The organism is Massilia forsythiae (assembly GCF_012849555.1).
In the GTDB taxonomy this organism is placed as follows: Bacteria; Pseudomonadota; Gammaproteobacteria; order Burkholderiales; family Burkholderiaceae_D; genus Telluria; species Telluria forsythiae.
The window spans coordinates 4447981-4470602 of record NZ_CP051685.1 but is presented as its reverse complement, the minus strand read 5'-3'; the positions used below and the strand labels follow the sequence as shown (position 1 = coordinate 4470602).

Genomic DNA, 22622 nt, shown 5'->3' with positions numbered 1-22622 from the left:
AATGATGGAGACACCCATGAAGAACACGTTCACCCGCCGCACCCTGCTGCGCGGCGCCTCCGCCGGCGGCCTGTCCCTGCTGGGCGGCGCGCTGCCGTTGACGGCGCTGGCCGCCGCCGCGAAGGCTGCAAGCGACGCCGCCGCCAAGGACGCCGGCGATCCGTGGCAGCGCGCGCGCGACATCGCCGCGCGCCTGGCCAACCCGGTCAAGTTCCGCAAGATGGACTACCGCATCGGCGACTTCGGCGCCGAGCCGTGCAAGCTGGTGCCGGTGAAGGCCTGGGTCTCGTTCGAAGACCAGGCAACCCTGAACACGCCGGCGCCCGGCGCCAAGGATTGCCATGGCGCGATCAAGGCCGCCATCGCGCGCTGCCATGCCGAGGGCGGCGGGCGCGTGCTGATCCCGAAGGGCGACTGGTTCTGCGCCGGCCCGATCGTGCTGCTGTCGAACGTCAACGTGCACCTGCAGAGCGGCGCCCACGTCTACTTCAGCAACGACCCGCGCGACTACGCCAAATACGGCGACGTCGACTGCGGCGCCAACGGCAAGCTGGTGGTGTCGCGCTGGCAGAGCAACGATTGCCTGAATTTCTCCTCGATGGTGTACGCGAAGGGCCAGGACAACATCGCCCTCACCGGCGACGACTGGAACGCCATCCTCGACGGCCAGGGCGGCGTGCCGTTCGGAGACGCCGTCGTGAGCCGCGACAAGGCCTTCGGCGCCGCGTCCGACTGCTGGTGGACCTGGAAGGGCAAGAACGCCACCATCAATTCGGTGGCGCAGGACAAGTCGCCCGGCTACGCGCCGGGCAAGCTGGCGCAGAACCAGCCCAATCCCGCCAACCCCAGGTCGCTGGCCGAGGTGGCGCCGGGCCTGGCGGAGGCGCAGCGCCTGCTGATCCAGGGCGAAGGCGACAAGTGGCGCGCCGACGACGCCTACCTGCCGGCGCTGTCCGAAGCCGGCGTGCCGCTGCAAAAACGCGTGTTCGGCCTGGGCCACTATCTGCGTCCGCCGATGATCCAGCTGATCGAGTGCACCAACGTGCTGCTGCAGGGCTACCAGGTGACCCACACGCCGTTCTGGCAACACCACCCGGTGGCTTGCCGCAACCTGGCGATCCGCAACGTGTACGCCAACAGCCTGGGGCCGAACAGCGACGGCTTCGACCCGGAAGCCTGCGACACGGTGCTGGTGGAAGGCTGCCAGTTCGACACCGGCGACGATTGCATCGCCATCAAGGCCGGCAAGAACCTGGACACGCACTACGGCCCGTCGCAGAACATGGTGATCCAGAAGTGCACCATGCAGAGCGGCCATGGCGCGGTCACGCTGGGCAGCGAGATGGCGGCCGGCATCCAGCACGTGTACGCGCAGGACCTGGTGTTCGAGAACAAGAACTGGGCCACCAATCCGCTCAACACCGCGATCCGCCTGAAGACCAACATGAACCGCGGCGGCTTCCTGCGCCATTTCTACGTGCGCAACGTGTCGATCCCGAACGGCGTACAGACCAGCCCCTCGTTCTATGCGTCGCTGCCGGGCTCACCGATCGCCTCGCGCACCGTGGCCACCGCCGCCGGGGCCGTGGTCACCTTCGACTGCGACTACACGCCGCGCGCCGACAACGTGCGCACCCGCCCGCCGGAAGTCAGCGACGTGCATATCTCGAACGTCAGGGTCGGCAACGTGAGCAAGGACGGCAAGCGCCTGTCCGGCTTCCAGGCGTTCGTGCTGCTGGGACCGGTGGCCTCGGACTACAACGGACCGTCTCCGGCACCGGCCGTGCTGCCGGTGCGCGACGTGACCATCAGCGACTGCGATTTCGGTACGCCGGCCAACGCCGCCCAGCCCTGGTTCGTGTACAACGTCAAGGGTGTCAAGTTGTCCAACGTGACCATCGCCGGCAAGCGCCACGATACGGTGCTGTCGACGTGAAAGGGTATCAAAGCCGTTGCTAAACGACAACCAATTCGGCTGTAATCAGTAAATTCGGTAATTATTTTTAGAAATTAAAGTTGCACTGTGGACTTACCGGGAACGGAAGGCTATGCTGTTTTCCGACTCTTCCGTTCTTTCCGGTCCGCCATGCACTATGCCGCTTCATCCGCCATCGATCACCTTGACCGGCAGCGCAAGCCGCTGGTCATGCGCTCGGCCGCGCTGATCGCGGGCTTTTGCCTGCTGCTGCTCGGCCTGCATTTCTGGAGCCTGATGGTGTCACGCCAGGAACAGTTGGACGAGACCGCCACCAGCACCGCCAACATGGCGCGCGCGCTGGCCTCGCAGGCGGAGCGCTCGCTCAAGGTCGGCGACCTGATCCTGGGCGAGATGGTCGAACGCATCGAGCAAGGCAAGCCGGAAGCGGATGCCGAGCAGCACCTGCACGCGCGCCTGGCGGCGATCGTCAAGGCGGCGCCGGAAATCCAGGAACTGTTCCTGTACGGCGCCGACGGCCTGCGCATCGCCACCTCGCTGCCGGTCAAGCTCCCCGGCAGCAACGCCGACCGCGAATTCTTCCGCTACCACCAGACCCATGCGGACCGCAGCCTGCACATCGGCAAGCCGATCCGCAGCCGTTCCACCGGCATCCTGACGATTCCGCTGTCGCGCCGCATCGACCGCGCGGACGGCAGCTTCGGCGGCGTGGCGATGGCCTCGCTGCGGCTGAGCTTCTTCGGCAATTTCTACGACAGCTTCAACGTCGGCAAGACCGGCACCATCATCCTCGCCATCGACGACGGCACCCTGCTCTACCGGCGTCCGTTCAACCCGGCCATGGTCGGCTCCGACGTCGGCAATACCGTGGTGTTCCAGATGTACAGGAAGGACGGCCCGGTCGGCAGCGGCCTGCGCGTGGCCAGGCTGGACGGCATCGAGCGCATGTACAGCTACCGCCACCTGGAAGGTTTTCCGCTGCTGGTGGCGATCGCCCGCTCCCGGGACGAGATCCTGGCCGACTGGTGGACGGTGGTGTTCAAGATGAGCGGCGTGGTGCTGTTCGCGGTGGCGCTGCTGGCCTGGGGCGGCGTGCGCATGGTGCGCCAGATCCGCGTGCGCGAGGCGCTGGAGACCGAACTGCGCCTGGCGCGCGCCTCGCTGGAAGGGCACAACGTCTCGCTGCAGGCGCTGGCCGACACCGACGGCCTGACCGGCCTGGCCAACCGGCGCCGCTTCGAGACCACGCTGGCGCGCGAGCACGAGCGGGCCCGCCGCAACGGCATGCCGTGCTCGCTGATCCTGACCGACGTCGACTTCTTCAAGAAATACAACGACCGCTACGGCCACGTGGCCGGCGACGATTGCCTGCGCCGCGTCGCCGCCGCCATCGGCAGCGGCACGCGCCGCCCGACCGACCTGGCGGCGCGCTACGGCGGCGAGGAATTCGCCGTCATCCTGCCGGACACCGACCTGGAAGGCGCGCGCGCCGTGGCCGAGAACATGCGCGCCGCCGTCGCCGCGCTGCACGTCCTGCACGCCGACAGCCCGTGCGGCCACGTCAGCATCAGCCTGGGCGTGGTCACCGTCCATCCGGCCGTCGAAGGCGGCGACCCGCTGGAATGGGTCGAGGCCGCGGACACGCTGCTGTACCGCGCCAAGGCCGCCGGCCGCAATTGCGCCGCCGCCTGCGACGGCAGGACCCTGCTCGCAGCCTGAGTTGATTACGGCGGTGGCCGCCGCGCCTGTTCGATGCCGTCCAGGATCAGGTCGATCCCGGCCATGAAATCGGCGCGGTCGTCGTGCTCGCGCAGCTGCGCGGCGACGCTGCGCGTGAACGCATAGGCGTCCTCGTCCAGGCGCAGCCACGCCGCCGCCACCGATTCCAGCAGCGCCGGCCGTTCCCCGCCCAGCCGGCGCGCCACCCGCGCGTTGGCGGCATTCTGGCCGGCCACGCCGAGGATGTAGTTCAGCAGCGTGGACGCCGCCAGCCACTGCCCCTGCGACGGCACGCCGAGCGCGCGCACCTGGCCGCCGATGCCTTCCAGGATGCGCACCATCGGCAGCGCCCCCGGGCTGCGCGCCAGTTCGGCGCCGATCCAGGGGTGCGCATCCAGCGCGTCGAACATGCCGACGCCGATGGCGCGCATGCGTTCCCTGGGCGTGGCGCTGTCTGCGGCAGCCGCCATGGTGCGTGCCACCACGGCGTCGCAGGCGGCGTCCAGCAGGTCGCCCTTGTCGGCCACGTGCCAGTAGATGGCGCCGGCGCCGGTGGCCAACCGCTCCGACAGCGCGCGGAAGGTCAGCCCGGCCTCGCCGCCGGCGTCCAGCAGCGCGATGGCCGCCTCGATGATGCTGTCGCGCGACAGCGATGTTTCCCCGCGCTGGGTGCGGCGTGTGTTCCTGGTCATGGCGCATCTTGACATGCCGGCGACAATGTTTCAACATTAATGGAACGGCGTTCCACAAAGCGCACGCAGCGTGGATGCATTTCTACTCTCTTTCAAGGAACCACCATGACCACTTCCATCGCCATCGTCGGCGCCGGCCTCGGCGGCCTGCTGCTGGCGCGCGTCCTGCACCTGCACGGCATCGCGGCCACCGTGTACGAAGCCGACGCCGCGGCCGACGCGCGCAGCCAGGGCGGCATGCTCGACATCCACGAGCACGACGGCCAGCGCGCGCTCAAGGCGGCCGGCCTGTTCGACGCATTCACGTCCATCATCCACCGCGGCGGCGAAGCCACGCGCGTGCTCGCCAAGGACGGCGCCGTGCTGCTTGACGTGCCCGACGACGGCAGCGGCGGCCGGCCCGAAGTGCCGCGCGCCGCACTGCGCCGCATCCTGCTCGACTCCCTGCCGGCCGGCACGGTGCGCTGGGGCAGCAAGCTGGTCGCGGCCACCCCGCTCGGCGGCGGCCGCCATGCGCTCGCCTTTGCCGACGGCACGCAACAGGCCGTGGACCTGCTGGTGGGCGCCGATGGCGCCTGGTCGCGCGTGCGCCCGCTGGTCTCCGGCGCGCGCCCGGCCTACGCCGGCTTCACCTTCGTCGAAACGTTCCTGCGCGATGCCGACCGGCGTTTTCCCACCAGCGCGCAGGCGGTCGGCGGCGGCGCCCTGTTCGCGCTGCTGCCCGGCCAGGGCATCCTGGCGCACCGCGAACCGGACGGCGTGCTGCACGCCTACCTGGCCTTCCAGCAGCCGCACGACTGGGCCGACGCCATCGACCTCGCCGACCCGGCCGGCGCCAAGGAAGGCCTCGCCGCCGCCTTCGACGGCTGGGCGCCCGCCCTGACCGACCTGGTCCGCGCGGCCGACGGCGTGCCCGTGGTGCGCCGCATCCATGCGCTGCCGGCCGGACACCGCTGGGAACGCGTGCCGGGCGTGACCCTGCTGGGCGACGCCGCGCACCTGATGGCGCCCTCGGGCGACGGCGCCAACCTCGCCATGCTCGACGGCGCCGAACTGGGCCAGGCGATCGCCGCGCATCCGGACGACCCGGAGGCGGCGCTGGCGGCCTACGAAGCGCCGATGTTCGCGCGCGCCGCACAGGCCGCGGCGGGCGCCGACGCCGTGCTGGAAGCCTGCTTCGGCGCCGATGCGCCGGGCAGCCTGCTGGCCTTTTTCGGGGCTGCCCTGCCGGCCGAGGCATCGCGGGCGGCGGCGCCGGCGCCGGATGCGCAGCCGGCCGGCTAGGCTTAAGAACCTATCCCGGTAGGGAACCGGTCGTTGCTGACGCGCCGAAGTGGAACGGATCGCCAGGCAGGCGCGCAAGGACGCGCCTCAGTTCTTGGAACCGGTCTTCCAGCGCAGCCCGAATCCGTAGCGCTGGTCCAGCGCCACGTGGTCGGCCACGTACTCGGCCAGCTTGGTCACGCGCAGCTGGCCGCGGTCGTTGTCGATCATCGCGATGGCGCACATCTTGTACGCGCTGCCGTGGTCGAGCCGCACTTCCACCGCCGGCTGGTCCGGCAGCGTGACCGTGACCACGCCGTCGGTCTCGACCCAGTTGGCGACGCCGCGGTAGATGTAGGCGAACACCAGCACGCGGCGGATCTGGTCGAAGCGGTCGCCGTTGACCAGCATGTTCTCGCCGCCCTGGACGGCGCCGGTGCGGTCGTCGCCTTCGAGGCGGATGAACGGGCGGCCGTCGAAGCTGCCCCAGCTGTTGCCGAGCGCCTGCACCACGCCGCGCGAACCGTCGGCCAGTTCGTACAGGCAGCCGAGGTCGAGGTCGACGCCGCGCGCGCCGGCGTTGCGCAGGCGGTCGAGCAGGCCGCGCGCCGGCGTCCTGGATGCCTGGTTCCAGTCGAGGTTGACGCGGATGCGGCCGAACCCCGCGTTGCCGCGCTTGTCGAGCGAGACCTTGTCGCCACGCTTGTCGAGGGTAATCTTGGACAGCGATACCTTGGGGGCCGCCGGTGCTGTCGACGCTGCCGCTGCGGGCGCCACGGGCGCGGATGCCGGGACAGGCGCGGGCGCCGGCACGGACGGACGCGCTTCCTCGCCGCCGAAATGCGCCAGCAGCGCGCTCAGGCCACCGTCGAAGCCCTGCCCCACGGCACCGAAGCGCCACTGGCCGTCGCGACGGTACAGCTCGGCCAGGATCACCGCCTTTTCCGCCGCCAGGTCGGCGCCGTCGAGCGTGAACGCCAGGGCGTGGCCGAGGCGCAGCGTGATCGGGCCGGCGCTGCGGATCGCCGCGCCGCCGTCGATGGCGGCGGTGAACACCAGCTTGGCGATCGACGGCGGCAGCGCTTCCAGGTCGACCTGGAAGTCGGCGCGCCCCGGCGCCAGCGCCAGAGAGACTTCGTTGCGCGCACTGGCCAGCTGGTTGTAGAACACCATGTAGCGGTCGTCGGCCAGGCGCTCGCCGGCATCCAGCCCGAAGCAGGAAATATCGACGGCATGGGCAGGCGCGTGTCCGGCCGCCTGCAGTTCGACGGCGACCGGCAGGCGCAGCGGCAGCCCGAGGTCCGACAATTTGCCCTTTTGGCCGCGTGTGAATGTTTGCATCGTGGTTGTACCTTTCAAGCTCGTCGCGCTGTTTCGCTGATGGTATTGCACGCCTGGCGACACGATCAATATCCATCCTTCAACGGCGCGCCGATGCGAGCGGCTTGCAGGCGAATGCGCGACGGCGCGCCGCACATCCGGCTATCATGACGGCGACGTGTTTCGCCCCATGGGAGGCAGCATGGACCAGTACGCCGATGCCGGCGACGGCTTCGACATCGCCCGCCTGGTGCCGGGCTTCCGGCCGCCGCCGCACCCCGACACCGCCGGCGCCGGCGCCGCGCAACTGCGCGCCGCCGACATGCGCATGCGCTGCTGGCGCAGTCCGCTCGCCGGCCCCTTGGCTCCCGGTTCGGCACGGCACCGTGACGCCGTCTGCCGCATGTTCCGCGACACCTTCAATCCCTACCGTCCCGCCGTGCTCGACTGGCCGGCCCTGGCGCCGGCCACGCTGGCGCGCATCGTCGCCCTGCCGATCTGGGATATCGCGGTACAGACCGAAGGCAAGGCGCGCCTGCGCATGGCGGCCTATGCCGGGACCGTGCTCGATCCCGGCATGCGCGCGGCGCTGGCCCTGAACGCCTGGGAAGAACACCGCCACAAGGAAGTGCTGTCGCGCATGGTGGCCGCCTACGGCATCGCGCTCGCGCCCGAGTCCCCGTACCGCCGGCCGGCCGATCCGGAATGGGCCTACCTGGTCACCGGCTACAGCGAATGCATCGACAGCTTCTTCGCCTTCGGGCTGTTCGAGCTGGCGCGGCGCTCCGGCCTGTTTCCGCCGGAACTGGTAGACACCTTCGAACCGGTGATGCAGGAAGAGTGCCGCCACATCCTGCTGTTCGCCAACTGGGCCGCCTGGCACCGCGCCCGCCTGCCATGGTGGCGGCGGCTGCGCTTTGAGGCCAGGGTCGGCGCCGCGTGGGCGTTCCTGGCCTGGGAGCGGATCGGGCTGGCGCGCAGCGTCGGCAGCGGCGGCGGTGCCGGTGCCGACGCTGCCGCCGGGCAGACCCGCGGCAAGGGGCAGGACAACAATTTCACCCTGCACGGCGCGCAGTCGGTCGCGTCCGGCGACGTGCGGCTGTCCGACCTGCTCGCGCTGTGCCTGGCCGAAAACGACCGGCGCTTCGCCGGTTACGACGAACGCCTGCTGCGGCCGGCCACGGTGCCGTGCCTGGTCCGCCTGGTGTTGCGCTGCCTGCCGCGACGCGGCGGGCGCGCTGCACGAACGGGCTGAGGCAATCGCCACAAAACAAATGTCGTGGGCAAGGACGACAAAGCAAGCGCTGTAAGGCAAGAGCCATGAAGGGCACCTCGAAAAAACCGTCGCGAGCGGCAGTAGTTTCGGCTGAGACGCACAGCCGTACAAGCGTACGGCCGGTCCGCCGTAGCGGAGCATCGCAAGCCGAAAATGCAACGCGCAGCAGGTTTTTCGAGGTGTTCTGAAACAAGCACTGTGAACCAAGCGTTATGAACCCGGATCTGTGAAGCGCGCCCCGTGGAACAAGCGCCTGAGGCCTGGCCGGCGCCGCCCGAGCCTGCCGGCGCCTATCCAGGCCGGCGCCTGCCGAGATAGCCGGCCTGTCCGAACCATGCCAGGGCCGCCTGCACCGCGGCCGCGTGCGGCGCCGGCCGGTAGCCCAGTTCGCGCTGCGCCTTGTCGGACGAAAAGAACATGCGGTTGCGCGACATGCGCAAGCCGTCCACCGTCAGCAACGGTTCCCTGCCGCTCAGGCGCGCCGCCGCTTGCGCCAGGTGCGCCAGCGGCAGCAACGGCGTTACCGGCAACCTGATGCGCGGCGCGCGCCGTCCGCACAGCGCCGCGATTTCCGCCAGCAACTGGTGCAGCATCAGGTTGTCGCCGCCCAGGATGTAGCGTTCGCCGACCCGCCCGCGCTCCAGCGCCAGCAGGTGGCCGCGCGCGACGTCGTCCACGCCGACCACGTTCAGCCCGGTCTCGACAAAGGCCGGCATGCGGCCGCGCGCCGCCTCGACGATGATGCGCCCGGTCGGCGTGGGACGCACGTCGCGCGGCCCCACCGGGGTCGACGGATTGACGATCACCGCCGGCAGGTCTTCCTCGGCGGCCATGCGTTCCACCAGGCGCTCGGCCAGCACCTTGCTGCGCTTGTAGGCGCCGATCGCCGCGTCCGGCGCCACGGGCGCGTCCTCGGCGGCGGCCACGGTGGACGGCGCCACCCGCAACGTCGCCACGCTGCTGGTGTACACCACCCGTTCCACCGCCGTGGCCAGCGCCGCGCGCATCACCGCCGCCGTGCCGGTGACGTTGTTGCCGACGATGTCGCCCGGCGTACGCGACCACAGCCGGTAGTCCGCCGCCACGTGCAGCAGGTAGCGTGCGCCGTCGAGGGCGCGTTCGACCGCCGGCTGGTCGCGCATGTCGGCCACCGCCACCTCGGCGTCGAGCCCGGCCAGGTTGCGGCGCGGACTGCCGGCGCGAACCAGCAGGCGCACGCGATAGCCGCGTTCGAGTGCGGCGCGCGCCACCGCCGAGCCGACGAAGCCGGCCGCTCCCGTCACCAGCACCAGGTCTGCCATCGGGCCTCCATGCATGCTTGCCGGGCTGCGCTCATGCGGCACCGGCGCCGAAGCATCGTTTCGTACCCATGCAGCGATAGAGCATGGAGGATGCCGCCCGGTTCCCGCCGATGCGCGGTCCGTTTGATCCAGGCGAAGAAACGGCAGCAAAGATGGCCCCGCCACACCGAAAAACGCGGCGGCGCGCGAACCGCCGGGCGGATGCGCCATCTAACCGTCGTGAACATCGATGAAGGGATCGTCATGCGGGTCATCCTTGCCCAGCCACGCGGGTTCTGTGCCGGCGTCGTGCGCGCCATCGACATCGTCGAGCGCGCGCTGCAGCAATACGGCACGCCGGTGCGCGTGCGCCATGAAATCGTGCACAACAAGGCGGTGGTCGACGGCCTGCGCGCCAAGGGCGCCGTGTTCGTCGAACAGCTCGACGCGGTGCCGCCGGGCGCGGTGACGGTCTTCAGCGCCCACGGGGTCGGCCGCGCGGTCGAGGCCGAAGCGCGGGCGCGCGGGCTGCGCGTGCTCGACGCCACCTGCCCGCTGGTCGGCAAGGTGCACATGCAGGGCCGCCAGTACGCCGCCGCCGGCCGCGTCGTCATCCTGATCGGCCATGCCGGCCACGCCGAGGTGGAGGGCACGATGGGCCAGATCGACGGCCGCGTGCTGCTGGTGCAGAACGAGCGCGACGTCGCGGCGCTCGACCTGCCGGCGGATACGCCGCTCGCCTACGTGACCCAGACCACCCTCAGCGTGGACGACACGCGCGGCGTGATCGCGGCGCTGCAGCGGCGCTTCCACGACATCGTCGGGCCGAACGTCAGCGACATCTGCTACGCCACCCAGAACCGCCAGCGCGCGGTGCGTGCGCTGAGCGGGCTGGTGGACGTGCTGCTGGTGGTGGGCGCGCCCAACAGCTCGAACGCCAACCGCCTGCGCGAGATCGGCAACGAAAGCGGCATTCCCAGCTACCTGCTGGCCGACGGCGGCGAACTCGATCCCGCCTGGGTGGCCGGCGCCACCGCGGTCGGCATCACGGCCGGGGCGTCGGCGCCGGAAGCGATGGTCGGCCACGTGATCGACGCGCTGCGCGCGCTGGCGCCGGTCGAGCTGTCGACCATGGACGGGATCGAGGAGCGGGTCGAGTTCCGGCTGCCGTCCGAGCTGGCCGGCCGGGCGGCGTGACGGCGCCCGGCGACCGGCGCGAATGGCATACGCACAGGGAGCGGACCATGGCGATACCGTTGCTGCAGAAATTCCGGGTCGGCGCCTACGTCGTGCGCAAGCACCTGTCCGGCACCCGGCGCTATCCGCTGGCGCTGATGCTGGAACCGCTGTTCCGCTGCAACTTGGCCTGCGCCGGCTGCGGCAAGATCGACTATCCGGAGCCGATCCTCGACCAGCGCCTGTCGATCGACGAATGCCTGGGCGCGGTCGACGAATGCGGCGCGCCGGTGGTCTCGATTGCCGGCGGCGAACCGCTGCTGCACAAGGACATGGCGAGGATCGTCGAGGGGATCGTGGCGCGCCGCAAGTTCGTGTACCTGTGCACCAACGCGCTGCTGCTGGAAAAGAAGCTGGACCAGTACCGGCCCGGCCCCTACTTCACCTGGTCGGTCCACCTGGACGGCGACCAGGACATGCACGACCGCGCCGTGTGCCAGCCCGGCGTGTACCGGCGCGCGCTGGCGGCGATCGGGCGCGCCAAGGCGCGCGGATTCCGCGTGAACATCAACTGCACGCTGTTCGACGGCGCCGAACCGGAGCGGGTGGCGCGCTTCTTCGATTCGCTGGCGCTGCTGGACGTGGACGGCATCACGGTGTCGCCCGGCTATGCCTACGAACGCGCCCCGGAACAGCAGCATTTCCTGAATCGCAACAACACCCGGCAATTGTTCCGCGACATCTTCAAGCGCGGCGACGGCGGCCGGCGCTGGGCCTTCGGCCAGTCCAGCCTGTTCCTGGATTTCCTGGCCGGCAACCAGCGCTACCACTGCACGCCGTGGGGCAACCCGACCCGCACCGTGTTCGGCTGGCAGCGTCCCTGCTACCTGCTGGGCGAGGGTTATGCCGCCAGCTTCGCCGAACTGATGGATGAGACCGACTGGGATGCCTACGGCACCGGCAACTACGAGAAGTGCGCGAACTGCATGGTGCACAGCGGCTACGAGGCGACCGCCGTGATGGACACCCTGGCCCATCCGCTGGCGGCGGCGCGGGTCGCGCTGGCCGGCGTGCGCACCGACGGGCCGATGGCGCCCGACATCGCCCTGGAAGGCCAGCGTCCCGCGCAATACGTGCACGCGCGCCACGTGGCGGTGAAGCTGGCCGAGATCGGCGGACGCAAGGCCGGCGCCGGGCTGGCGGGAGCGCCTGGCGGCCGCGACGCCGGCCCGGCGCCGGCCGCGGAGTGACGGCGCCCATGGACACGACGATGAGCGCCATCGCCGCATCCGCTACATTCGCGGCCACCGCCGGCATGCTGCTGACGTTGCTCGCCACCGTGTATGCGCTGGCCGCGCTGCTGTGCCGCGGCCGGCCCTGGCGTCCGCGCCGGAGCGCCGGTCCCGGCGACGAACCCGGCGCCGTGCCGGTGCCGGTGACCGTCCTCAAGCCCCTGTGCGGCGCGGAACCGCGCCTCGACCACAACCTGGCCACCCTGGCCGTCCAGACCCATCCGTGCTACCAGCTCGTGTTCGGCGTGCGCCGCGCCGACGATCCCGCCATCGCCGCCGTGGAACGGCTGGCGCGCCGCCATCCGCGGCTCGACATCCGGCTGGTGGTCGACCCGCGCGTGCACGGCGCCAACTTCAAGGCCGGCAACCTGGCCAACATGGCGGCCGCCGCGCGCCATCCCTTCCTCGTCGTCGCCGACAGCGACATCGCCGTGGCCCCGGATTACCTGGAACGCGTGACGGCGCCATTGCACGACCCCGGCACCGGCATCGTCACCTGCCTGTACCGCGGGCGCGCGCTGGACGGCTTCTGGCCGCGCCTGGGCGCCCTCTTCATCGATGCCTGGTTCGCGCCCTCGGTGCGGGTGGCCAGCAGCGGCGGCGCCAGCGCGTTCGGCTTCGGCGCCACCATCGCGCTGCGCGCCGACACCCTGCACGCGGTCGGCGGCTTCGCCGCGCTCGAGGATTGCCTGGCCGACGATTTCTGGCTGGGCGAACGCACGCGCTGCCTGGGCCTGGCCACGGTACTGTCCGAGGTCGTGGTCGATACCGATGTCACCGAAGGCAGCCTGCGCGCGCTGTGGGCGCGCGAGCGGCGCTGGATGCAGACCATCCGCTCGCTCAATCCGCTCGGCTATCCCTGTTCCTGCATCACCTTCACCTTGCCGATGCTGGCGCTGGGCCTGTGGCTGGCGCCGACCGCCGCCAACGCCGCCGTGGCGCTGCTGGGCGCCGCCGCCCGCCTGGGCCTGGTGGCGCGCACGCCGGCGGCAGCGCGCGCGGCGCGCGCGGCGCATGCGTCGGGCACGGCGGATACGGCCGGGACAGCACCGATGGCGAGCACGGCGCCGATGGCGCGGGCGGAACCGATGGCCGGCGCCGGCCGCACGGCCCCCTGCGCCGCGGCGCCGGCCTGGCGCCGCCGGCTGCGCCACGCGCTGCTGATGGCACCGCTGCGCGATGGCCTGCTGCTGCTGGAATGGCTGGCCGGCTTCGGCGGCGCCACCACGCGCTGGCGCGGCCGCACCGTGCCGGTGGACCGCCGCCGCGCCGGCAGCGGCGCCGCGGCCGCACGCAGCCGCAGTCCTCCCACCCTGCACGAATCGTCCTGAAGGTGGCCACGATGAACGATACCCCGATGAAGACGACCCTGTTCCTGCAAGCGCCCTCGTTCGACGGCTTCGACGGCGGCGCCGGCTCGCGCTACCAGGCGCGGCGCGAGATCCGCTCGTTCTGGTACCCGACCTGGCTGGCCCAGCCGGCCGCGCTGGTACCCGGCAGCCGCCTGCTGGACGCGCCCGCCGAGGGCATGCCGGTCGAGCAAGCGCTGGCCATCGCCGCCGGGTACGAGCTGGTGATCATCCATACCAGCACGCCCTCGTTCGCCGGCGACGTGGCGTTCGCGGAACTGGCCAGGGCACGCCGCCCCGATATGTTGCTGGGCATGGTCGGCGCCAAGGTCGCGGTCGACCCGGGCGGATCGCTGGCGGCGAGCCCGGCCCTCGACTTCGTCTGCCGCGAAGAGTTCGACTACACCTGCCGCGACCTGGCCGAAGGCCGGCCGCTGGAGACGATTGCCGGCCTGAGCTGGCGCGACCACGCCGGCGCCATCCGCCACAATCCGCGGCGGCCGATCGTCGAGGACATGGATGCGCTGCCCTTCGTGGCGCCGGTCTACCGGCGCCACCTGGACCTCCGCAATTACTTCATCGGCTACCTGAACTACCCCTACGTCTCGCTGTACACCGGACGCGGCTGCCGCTCGCGCTGCACCTTCTGCCTGTGGCCGCAGACCGTGGGCGGTCACCGCTACCGCACGCGCTCGGCCGCCAACGTGCTGGCGGAGGTACGCTGGATCAGGGACAACATGCCCGAGGTGAAGGAGATCATGTTCGACGACGACACCTTCACCGACCTGCGCCCGCGTGCCGAGGAAATCGCGCGCGGACTCGGCGCGCTCGGCGTGACCTGGTCGTGCAACGCCAAGGCCAACGTGCCGTACTCGACCCTGAAGATCATGAAGGAGAACGGCTTGCGCCTGCTGCTGGTCGGCTACGAGTCCGGCGACGACCAGATCCTGCTGAACATCAAGAAGGGCCTGCGCACCGACATCGCGCGTCGCTTCGCCGCCGATTGCCGCGCGCTCGGCATCACCGTGCACGGCACCTTCATCCTCGGCCTGCCGGGCGAGACCCGCGCCACCATCGAGAAATCGATCGAGTTCGCCAAGGAGATCAATCCGCACACGATCCAGGTCTCGCTGGCGGCGCCCTACCCCGGCACCCGCCTGTACGAGCAGGCCGTGGAAAACGCCTGGATCGCGCAGGACAAGACCATCCCCCTGGTCAGCGACAAGGGCGTGCAACTGGCGGCGCTAAGCTATCCGCACCTGTCGAGCGAGGAAATCTACCATGGCGTCGAACGCTTCTACCGGCGCTTCTATTTCCGCCCCTCGAAGATCTGGGAAATCGTGCGCGAGATGCTGCATAGCTGGGAGATGACGCGGCGGCGCCTGCGCGAGGGCGTCGAATTCTTCCGCTTCCTGCGCAGCCATGGCGCCAGCCATTCATGACGGCGCGCCCGGATGCGCCGGTCCGGTGCATGAAGGCGGCCGGCCGCGAGGGGCGCCATGCGCCGGCCCGGCCTGATCGTCACCGCCGACGATTTCGGGCTGCACCCGAGCGTCAACCTGGCGGTCGAGCGCGCCTGGCAGGCAGGCACGCTGGCGGCAGCCAGCCTGATGGTCGGGGCGCCGGCGGCACGCGATGCGATCGCACGCGCGCGCGCCTGCGCCGGCCTGCGGGTCGGCCTGCACCTGGTGCTGGCCGATGGGCAGCCGGTGCTGCCGGCGCGCCTGGTGCCCGACCTGGTCGGCGCCGACGGCCGCTTCGGCCTGCACATGGTGCGCGCCGGGGTGCGCTTCTTTTGCCTGCCGCGCGTGCGCCGGCAGTTGCGCGACGAGATCGAGGCCCAGTTCGCCGCCTTTGCAGGCGCCAACCTGGCGCTCGATCACGTGAACGCGCACAAGCACTTTCACCTGCACCCGACCGTGCTGTCGCTGCTGCTCGATGTGGGACGCGGCTTCGGCCTGCGCGCGGTGCGCCTGCCGCGCGACGCCGGCGCGCCGCCGTGGCTGCGGCCGTGGCTGTCCCTGCTGCGCATGCGCCTGGAGCGCGCCGGCGTCGCGCACAACGATTACCTGGTCGGCCTGCGCCAGTCCGGCCGCTTCGGCGAGGCGGCGCTGCTGGCGGCGCTGGACGCCTTGCCGGCCGCCGGCGTGGGCGAGTTGTACCTGCATCCGGCGCTGGAATCGGGCGCGGCGATCGCGCCCTCGATGCGCGGCTACCGCCATGCCGACGAATTCGCGGCGCTGCTGTCGCCGCGCGTGCATGCCGCCTGCGCGCGCCTGCGCGAACGCGGCGTGCGCTTCGGCGGATTCGCCGACCTGCTCGGCCGGCCGCCGTGAACCGCGTCGCCTGCCCGAGCGCGGTGACCGCAACGGTTGTCCCGGCGGACGGGCGCCCCGCAAGCCCGGGGACGTGCACGTGCACCACGGGCACTGGCTCTGGCACTGGCTCTGGCACTGGCTCCGGCTCCGGCTCCGGCTCTGGCTCTGGCTCTGGCTCTGGCTCTAGCTCTGGCTCTGGCAATGGCTCCGGCTCCGGCTCTAGCACTGGCTCCGGTTCTGGCACTGGCTCCGGTTCTGGCTCTGGCTCCGGCTCCGGTTCTGGTTCTGGCGCTGGCAATCGCACGGGCACGGGCACGGGCACGGGCACGGCAGTTTTCCACAGCACGCGCGCCGCCCGCCGCGCAGCGGCGGCAAGCGCCCCGCAGGCATGAACCGGCTGGCCTGGCTGGGCGCGAGCGTCGGCCTGGCCGTGCTGGCGGCGCTGGTCGCCTGGCAGGGCTGGGATGCGGTCGTGTCCGCCTTTTCACACGCCGGCTGGGCGCTGCTGTTGCTGCTGCCGCTGCGCCTGGCGACGCTGGCGCTGGACGCGCTGGCCTGGCGCGTGCTGCTGGCGCGGGCCGATCCGGCGCGCCGGGCGCGCCTGCCGTTCCTGCTGTGGGTCGCGTGCGTGCGCGACGCCGTCAACCGCCTGCTGCCGGTGGCCGGCATCGGCGGCGAAGTGGTCGGGGTGCGCCTGGCCGGCACGCGCATCCGCGACAACGCCGCGCTGGGCGCCAGCGTGATCGTGGAGGTGCTGCTGACCATGCTGGTGCTGACCCTGTTCTGCGGCGCCGGCCTGGTGCTGATGGCGCGCCTGGCCGCCGGCCTCGACCAGCTCGGGACACTGGCCGCCGCCCTGGCGCTGGGCGTGCCGCTGCCGCTGCTGGCCTGGCTGCTGCTGCGCCATGGGGCGCCGTTCGGACGGCTGGTACGATGTCTGCGGGCGGCGCTGGTGGGGCTCGGGCTGCGCAGGGAGATCGCGGCGAACCTCGACGGCGCCCGCCTCGACCGCGAAACCGCGATCCTGCTGGCGCAGCGCGACCGGCTGGCGCGCGCCTTCGGCTGGCAGGCGGCATCCTGGCTGCTGGGCAGCGCCGAGACCTGGTATGCGCTGCTGCTGCTGGGCCATCCGGTGAGCGTCGGCGCCGCCGTCGCCATCGAAGCACTGACCCAGGCCGCGCGCCACGCCGGCTTCCTGGTGCCGGCCGGCCTCGGCGTCCAGGAAGCCGCCATGCTGCTGTTCGGCCACCTGGCCGGGGTCGGCGGCGACGTCGCCCTGTCGCTGGCGCTGGTCAAGCGCATGCGCGAACTGCTGACCGGCATCCCGGCGCTGCTGTCCTGGCACTGGTTCGAGACGCGCCGCCTCATGGCGCCGCGTTGTGCGCCGCCAGATACCTGATCAGGCCATCGACGCCGCCTGCCTGCAACTGCGCCGCGAACTGGCGGCGGTAGACCTGGATCATCCACGCGCCCATCATGTCGATGTCGTAGATCTTCCAGCCGGCCGCCGTCCTGCGCAGGCGGTAATCGATGGCCATCGTGTCGCCGCCGCTGTGGACGGTGGTCTTGACCACGGCGTCGGTGTCGCTGCGCGCCACCCTGCCGGCCTGCGCATAGGTGAATCGCGTGTCCTCTGCGCTGATCTGGGTCAACTGGGTGGCGTAGGTACGCGCCAGCAAGGTCTGGAACTGGCGGAACAGCGCCTCGCGCTGGGCCGGCGTGGCCCGGGTCCAGGCGGCGCCGACCGCGTATTGCGTGCTCAGCATGAAATCCGTCCCCGGCAAAAATTTTTCCCGGACCAGTCGATAGATGCGCTCGCCATCGCCCGCGCGCGCCCCGGCATCGGCGCGCATCGCGGCCATGACGCCGTCGATGGTGGTCTTGACCGCCTGGTCGGGACCGAGCTCGTCCACCTGCGCGGCCAGCACGGCCGGGGCGGCCGGCAGCATGGCGGCTGGCAGGAGCGCGGATGCCGGAAGCAGGCACCGCAGGCGCATCGACGACAGCAGTGCGATTAGCGGGATCGATGGCTTCATCGCGGAGTTCCTTTGCGGGCAACGGGAGAATGGCCGTCCGCGCACGGCGGGCGCCGGCTTCGGCTCCGGCTCCGGCTTCGGCTCCGGCCTCGGCTTCGGCTCCGGCTTCGGCTCCGGCCTCGGCAGGACCGCTTACCGTGCGCGACTTCCGTAAGACCGGCCCGCAACGGGCGCGTTCCATCGGGCGCCGGTCCGGCGCCGCCCGCACCGGCGCGGCGACAGTGCCTTAATCGCGACAATCGGACGGCATGCGGCCGGTTCCGCCAAAGCCACCCGCGCGTGGCCGCCGAAACGCCGCCGCGGCGCCGGCCGATGGAGTCCACTGGCACCGACCACCACACCTGCGCCGATGCCGACCGAGCCGATCGCGAAAATCGTCGATGCCTCCTGCCGCCACGCCTGGGCGGTGGTGGCCGCGTTCGCCCTGCTGGTGCTGCTCGCCGGCGCCTTTGCCGCCGGCCGCTTCGCGATCAGCACCGACGTCGGCAAGCTGATCGATCCGCATGCCGGCTGGGCGCGGCGCGATGCCGCCATCGCCGCCGCCTTTCCCGGCCGCAGCGACACCACGCTGGTGGTGGTGCGCGCGCCGGCGCCCGAATTCGCGGCCCGGGCGGCGCGCGAACTGGCAGGGCGGCTTCGGCAGCAAGCGCAGCATTTCCATGCGGTCGACCTGGGCGCGGGTAGCGACTTTTTCCTGCGTAACGGCTTGCTCTACCTGCCGGCGCCGCAGGTGGCGCAGCTCACCGGACAGTTGACGGACGCGCGCCCGCTGCTGAATGCGCTGGCGCGCGACCCCTCGCTGCGCGGCCTGGCCAACCTGCTGTCGGTGTCGTTGTCGACGCCCCTGCAGACCGGCCAACTGACCCTGGCCGGCATGGCGCCGCTGCTGGAGCGCAGCGGCGCCACGGTCGACGCCGTGCTGGCGGGACGGCCGGCGGTGCTGTCGTGGCAGGAACTGATGGACGCTACTGGCGGCAGAGCCGGCAGCGGCGCAGATGGCGGTGGCGGCGCAGATAGCGGTGGCGATGGCAGCGGCAGCGGTACTGATGGCGATGGAGATGGCAGCCGCAGCGGTGGCGGCACTGATGGCGGTAGCGGTAGCGGTGGCAGCGGCTCAGGTGCAGGTGCAGGCGCGGGCGGCGAGCGCATGGCGACCAGCCTGATCGAAGTGCGGCCGGTACTCGATTTCAGCGAACTGATGCCCGGCGCGCCGTCGAGCCGGGCGATCCGCGCCGCCGCGCGCGAACTGCATCTGGCCGAGCGCTACCACGCCAGCGTGGCATTGACCGGGCCGATCCCGCTGGCCGACGACGAATTCGCCTCGCTGCAGGAAGGTTCGGCGCTGACGGCCGTCGCCCCGGTGGCGCTGCTGGTGTGCATCCTGTGGCGCGCGCTGCGCTCGTGGCGCCTGGTGCTGGCGGTGCTGCTGACGATGCTGGGCGGGCTGGTCATCACGGCCGCGCTGGGCGTGCTGATGGTGGGCGAACTGAACGTGATCTCGATCGCCTTCGCCATCCTGTTCGTCGGCATCGGCGTCGACTTCGGCATCCAGTTCGGAATGCGTTTCCGGGAATTGCGGCGCCGCCATGGCGGCGCCGGTACCGGCGCGGCCCTGCACGATGCCGCGCGCGCGATCGCGCTGCCGCTGGCCCTGGCCGCGGCCGCCACCGCGTGCGGTTTCCTGGCGTTCCTGCCGACCGCCTACCGCGGCGTGGCGGAGCTGGGACAGATCGCCGGGGTCGGCATCCTGTTCGTGGCGTTTCCGTCCTGCGTGACGGTGCTGCCGGCGCTGATCTGCCTGATGCCGCCGCCGCCCAGCGCCGTCGCGCCCGGCTATCCGCGCCTGGCGCCGCTCGACCGCGCGCTGCAGGCGCACCGCAGGACGGTGCTGGGCGCCACGCTGGCGCTGGTGGCGGCAGGGCTGCCGCTGCTGTGGCAGCTGCGCTTCGACGCCGACCCGCTGCACCTGAAGGACCCGGCCAGCGAATCGATGGCGACGCTGCGCGCGCTGGAAGGCGGCGCCGGGAACGGTGCAAGCGTCGGCATCGACAACATCCAGGTGCTGGCGGCTTCCCCGGCCGCGGCGCAGGCGCTGGCGCGGCGCCTGGCACGCCTGCCCGAGGTCGGCAGCGCGACGAGCGTGGCGGACCTGGTGCCGGACCGCCAGGACGACAAGCTGCGCGCCATCGGCACGGCCGCCGCCGCCCTGCTGCCGGCGCTGGCGCAGGCGCCCTTGCCCGCGGCCAGCGACGCCCAGCGCGTGACGGCCCTGCGGGCGGCTGCGCAGGCGCTGCGCAACGCGGCGCTGGATCACCCTGGACCGGGCGCGGCGCAGGCCGTGCGCCTGGCCGCGGCGCTGGCCGCGCTGGCGCGCGCCGGCCCTGCCCTGCGGGATCGCGCCGAGCACGCGCTGGCGATGCCGCTGCGGCTGGCGCTGGAGACGCTGGAGCTGGCGCTGCAGGCCGGGCCGGTCACGCTGGCCGGTCTGCCGCAAGCGCTGCGGCGCAACTGGATCGCGCCGGACGGCCGCGCGCTGGTCGACGTCGGCCCGCGGCCCGCACGGGAGCCGACCCGCGCGCGGCGGAATGCACGCGACGGCGCCACGGCGCGTACGGATCGTGCGCCCGGCGACGGCGGCGCCGGAAGCAGCGCCAGCGACGATGGCGGCGTCAGCCACGGCGGCGGCAAACATGGCAGCGACCGCGAACCTGGCAACGCCAGCGAACACGGCGACGCCCGCCTACGCGCATTTGCGCGCGCGGTGCTGCGCGAGGCGCCCGAGGCCAGCGGCGGCACCGTCTCCGTGCAGGGCGCGGCGCAACTGATCGTCGATGCCTTCATCGAGGCGGCGCTGCTGGCGGTGCTGGCCATCACGCTGCTGCTGTGGCTGGCGTTCCGCCGCTTCGGCGACGTGCTGCGCACCATGGTGCCGCTGCTGGTATCGGGGCTGGTGACGCTGGAAGCCTGCGTGCTGCTCGGCATCGACCTGAATTTCGCCAACATCATCGCGCTGCCGCTGCTGCTCGGGGTCGGGGTCGCCTTCAAGATCTATTACGTGATGGCCTGGCGCAGCGGCGAAGCGGCGCTGCTGCAACATGCGCTGACCCAGGCCATCGTGCTGAGCGCGGCCACCACCGCCACCGCCTTCGGCAGCCTGTGGCTGTCGCACCACCCCGGCACCGCCAGCATGGGCGAACTCCTGGTGCTGGCGCTGGTCTGCACCTTGGTCGGCGCGGTGTTTTTCCAGCCGGTCCTGCTGGGACGGCCGCGCCAGGCCCAGGCGGACCGGCCCGGCCGCGACGGGCCGGCGCACGATTGAACCGGAAACCGGGCCGAACCAACCTGGGAACGAACGCGACCATGCCTATCCCACATGACCTGCTTGCGTCCGCCATGGCCGACGCCGGCGGCAGGCGACGGACGCCGGTTGCCGCCTGCGCGGGAACGACGCCCTGGGGCCTGCTGCGCGTGCTCGGCGCAGCCGCATGCCTGGCCGGCTGCGCCACCGGGGCGCAACGCGATCCGGCCGATCCGCTGGAGCCGCTCAACCGCGTCACCTGGCGCGTCAACGATGCGCTCGACCGCACCATCGCGCAGCCGGCGGCGCGCACCTGGAACCGCGCCGTGCCGCGCCCGCTGCGCACCGGCGTCGACAACTTCTTCGCCAACCTGGGCGACGTCACCGTCATGGTCAACGACTTCGCCCAGTTGCGCTTCGAGGACGGCATGTCCGACCTGATGCGCGTCGCCGTGAATTCGACCTTCGGCCTGCTGGGCGTGCTCGACGTGGCCACGCCGGCCGGGATCGCCAGGCACGACCAGGACTTCGGCCTCACGCTGGGCCACTACGGCGTGCCCGGCGGCCCCTACCTGGTGCTGCCGCTGTTCGGGCCGAGTTCGTTGCGCGATGCGGCCGGGTTCGGCGTCGACCAGGCCGTCGCGCCCGCCAACCGCGCCCGTCCGCGGGTGCGCAACAGCCTGTGGGTGACGGACTTCGTCAGCACGCGCGCGCGCTACCTGAACGCCACCAACCTGCTGGAACAGGCGGCGCTCGACCGATACCTGTTCGTGCGCGACGCCGACCTGGGCCGGCGCCGCTCGCAGCTGGAAGACGGCAAGGAACCAGCGCTGCCGGACTACGAGAAACCGGAGCACCCTCCCTAGTAAGGTGGCGCAGCCAGCGCCACCCCGAGCCGCGCACGCACGCGGCGCAGCGTGCGGCGCGCGCGCCAGGCGTCGCGCGCCAGCGCGCGCATGGCGCCGAGCTGGCGCGGCTCGCCGGCCAGGCTGCGCAGCAGCGCCAGCCAGGCGGTGCGGCCGTCGTCTTGCACGCCCGCCAGCGCTGACGGCGGCACGCTGCGCCCGGCCGGATCGAGCACCACGCGGCAGGCGGCGAACGGCAGGCCGTGGCGGCGCGCCGCCAGCGCCGCGGCGTGCGATTCCATGTCGGCGACGACGGCGCCGCTGGCCTGCAGCAGGCGCGCCTTGTCGGCCGGCGCGACCAGCGGCGCGTCGACGCCGGCCAGCCAGCCGCCGCGCGCCTGCGGCAGGCGTTGGCGCAGGACGTCCAGCCAGTCGGCGTCGGCCGCCAGGCGCCAGGCCGGCGTGTACACGCCCACCGCCAGCACGCAGGTGCCGGGCGCCAGCGCCGGATCGAGCCCGGCGGCGCAGCCGAAGCTCATCACGCCGGCCCAGTCCTGCTCCGGGCCGGACAGCAGCGCGTCGAGCCGGGCGGCGATGCGCGCCGGCCCCGGCCCGACCAGCGGCACCACGCGCCGCCCGGCGGCGATGGCCGCCTCGAACGCCAGGCCGCACACCGCGATGACCGGGGCGCCGCGCTCGTCGTCACGCTCGTCGTCGCGCCCGGCGCGGGGCCGCGCCTTGCGCCCGCCGCCACGCCGGTCGCCACGCTCGTCGCCGCCCCGGTCGCCGCCCGCATCATACACGCCGCCGGCGCCGTCCATG

General features: G+C 71.9%; 17 protein-coding genes. 12 read left to right on the top strand and 5 right to left on the bottom strand.

All coding sequences use genetic code 11. The annotated features are described in order from the left end of the window. The first annotated feature begins 16 nt into the window (after window positions 1-16). Together HH212_RS18930 and HH212_RS18925 are read left to right on the top strand one after the other, a co-directional pair. Window positions 17-1936, top strand: coding sequence for a glycoside hydrolase family 28 protein (locus HH212_RS18930; protein ID WP_170203928.1), 1920 nt, complete (start codon window positions 17-19; stop codon window positions 1934-1936). 150 nt (window positions 1937-2086) lie between these two features. After that, entirely contained in the window at window positions 2087-3655 is a 1569-nt protein-coding gene (locus HH212_RS18925) for a GGDEF domain-containing protein (RefSeq protein ID WP_170203927.1), read from the top strand. Window positions 3656-3660: 5 nt separating this feature from the next. On the opposite strand, the gene HH212_RS18920 is transcribed toward HH212_RS18925, so the two are convergent. Then, on the bottom strand, window positions 3661-4347 hold the full coding sequence (locus HH212_RS18920) for a TetR/AcrR family transcriptional regulator (RefSeq protein WP_170203926.1): 687 nt from the start codon (window positions 4345-4347) through the stop codon (window positions 3661-3663). A gap of 105 nt (window positions 4348-4452) precedes the next feature. Here HH212_RS18920 and HH212_RS18915 point away from each other — a divergent pair, with 105 nt between their 5' ends. After that, window positions 4453-5631 carry an FAD-dependent oxidoreductase gene (locus HH212_RS18915; protein WP_170203925.1) on the top strand — a complete coding sequence of 393 codons (1179 nt, stop codon included), beginning with the start codon at window positions 4453-4455 and terminating at the stop codon, window positions 5629-5631. Window positions 5632-5718: 87 nt separating this feature from the next. Here the strand turns inward: HH212_RS18915 and HH212_RS18910 are convergent, their stop codons facing one another. Continuing rightward, window positions 5719-6951, bottom strand: a complete 1233-nt coding sequence (locus tag HH212_RS18910; RefSeq protein WP_170203924.1) for a TerD family protein — start codon at window positions 6949-6951, stop codon at window positions 5719-5721. A gap of 181 nt (window positions 6952-7132) precedes the next feature. On the opposite strand from HH212_RS18910, the gene HH212_RS18905 reads away from it, so the two are divergent. Then, on the top strand, window positions 7133-8185 hold the full coding sequence (locus HH212_RS18905) for a ferritin-like domain-containing protein (RefSeq protein WP_170203923.1): 1053 nt from the start codon (window positions 7133-7135) through the stop codon (window positions 8183-8185). 311 nt (window positions 8186-8496) lie between these two features. On the opposite strand, the gene hpnA is transcribed toward HH212_RS18905, so the two are convergent. Next, complete coding sequence (gene hpnA, locus HH212_RS18900; protein ID WP_170203922.1) at window positions 8497-9507, bottom strand: hopanoid-associated sugar epimerase; 1011 nt, start codon at window positions 9505-9507, stop codon at window positions 8497-8499. A gap of 243 nt (window positions 9508-9750) precedes the next feature. Here hpnA and ispH point away from each other — a divergent pair, with 243 nt between their 5' ends. From ispH to HH212_RS18865, 6 genes are all read left to right on the top strand, one after another. Next, window positions 9751-10683, top strand: coding sequence for a 4-hydroxy-3-methylbut-2-enyl diphosphate reductase (gene ispH / locus HH212_RS18895; protein WP_170203921.1), 933 nt, complete (start codon window positions 9751-9753; stop codon window positions 10681-10683). Between the two features lie 47 nt (window positions 10684-10730). Beyond that, window positions 10731-11912 carry an adenosyl-hopene transferase HpnH gene (gene hpnH, locus HH212_RS18890; protein ID WP_170203920.1) on the top strand — a complete coding sequence of 394 codons (1182 nt, stop codon included), beginning with the start codon at window positions 10731-10733 and terminating at the stop codon, window positions 11910-11912. A gap of 8 nt (window positions 11913-11920) precedes the next feature. Further along, window positions 11921-13285 carry a bacteriohopanetetrol glucosamine biosynthesis glycosyltransferase HpnI gene (hpnI, locus tag HH212_RS18885; protein ID WP_229217351.1) on the top strand — a complete coding sequence of 455 codons (1365 nt, stop codon included), beginning with the start codon at window positions 11921-11923 and terminating at the stop codon, window positions 13283-13285. A 26-nt stretch (window positions 13286-13311) separates the two neighbouring features. Next, the gene (gene hpnJ, locus HH212_RS18880) at window positions 13312-14745 is read left to right on the top strand and encodes a hopanoid biosynthesis associated radical SAM protein HpnJ (RefSeq protein WP_170205540.1); all 1434 of its coding nucleotides are present in this window, start codon (window positions 13312-13314) and stop codon (window positions 14743-14745) included. 57 nt (window positions 14746-14802) lie between these two features. Further along, window positions 14803-15639: a hopanoid biosynthesis-associated protein HpnK gene (gene hpnK / locus HH212_RS18875; protein WP_170203919.1), complete on the top strand. Its 837-nt coding sequence runs from the start codon at window positions 14803-14805 to the stop codon at window positions 15637-15639. Between the two features lie 370 nt (window positions 15640-16009). Continuing rightward, window positions 16010-17020 (top strand): lysylphosphatidylglycerol synthase domain-containing protein, encoded by a 1011-nt coding sequence (locus tag HH212_RS18865; RefSeq protein WP_170203918.1) that lies wholly within the window; start codon window positions 16010-16012, stop codon window positions 17018-17020. On the opposite strand, the gene HH212_RS18860 is transcribed toward HH212_RS18865, so the two are convergent. Further along, complete coding sequence (locus HH212_RS18860; RefSeq protein WP_229217350.1) at window positions 16986-17657, bottom strand: MlaC/ttg2D family ABC transporter substrate-binding protein; 672 nt, start codon at window positions 17655-17657, stop codon at window positions 16986-16988. The two genes, HH212_RS18865 and HH212_RS18860, sit on opposite strands and share 35 nt — an antisense overlap. A 349-nt stretch (window positions 17658-18006) precedes the next feature. On the opposite strand from HH212_RS18860, the gene HH212_RS18855 reads away from it, so the two are divergent. Next, the gene (locus HH212_RS18855) at window positions 18007-20976 is read left to right on the top strand and encodes an MMPL family transporter (protein WP_229217349.1); all 2970 of its coding nucleotides are present in this window, start codon (window positions 18007-18009) and stop codon (window positions 20974-20976) included. A gap of 41 nt (window positions 20977-21017) precedes the next feature. Beyond that, entirely contained in the window at window positions 21018-21821 is an 804-nt protein-coding gene (locus HH212_RS18850) for an MlaA family lipoprotein (protein ID WP_170203916.1), read from the top strand. Here the strand turns inward: HH212_RS18850 and HH212_RS18845 are convergent. Further along, complete coding sequence (locus tag HH212_RS18845; RefSeq protein WP_170203914.1) at window positions 21818-22621, bottom strand: phosphorylase family protein; 804 nt, start codon at window positions 22619-22621, stop codon at window positions 21818-21820. The two genes, HH212_RS18850 and HH212_RS18845, sit on opposite strands and share 4 nt — an antisense overlap. Window position 22622 lies beyond the last annotated feature (1 nt).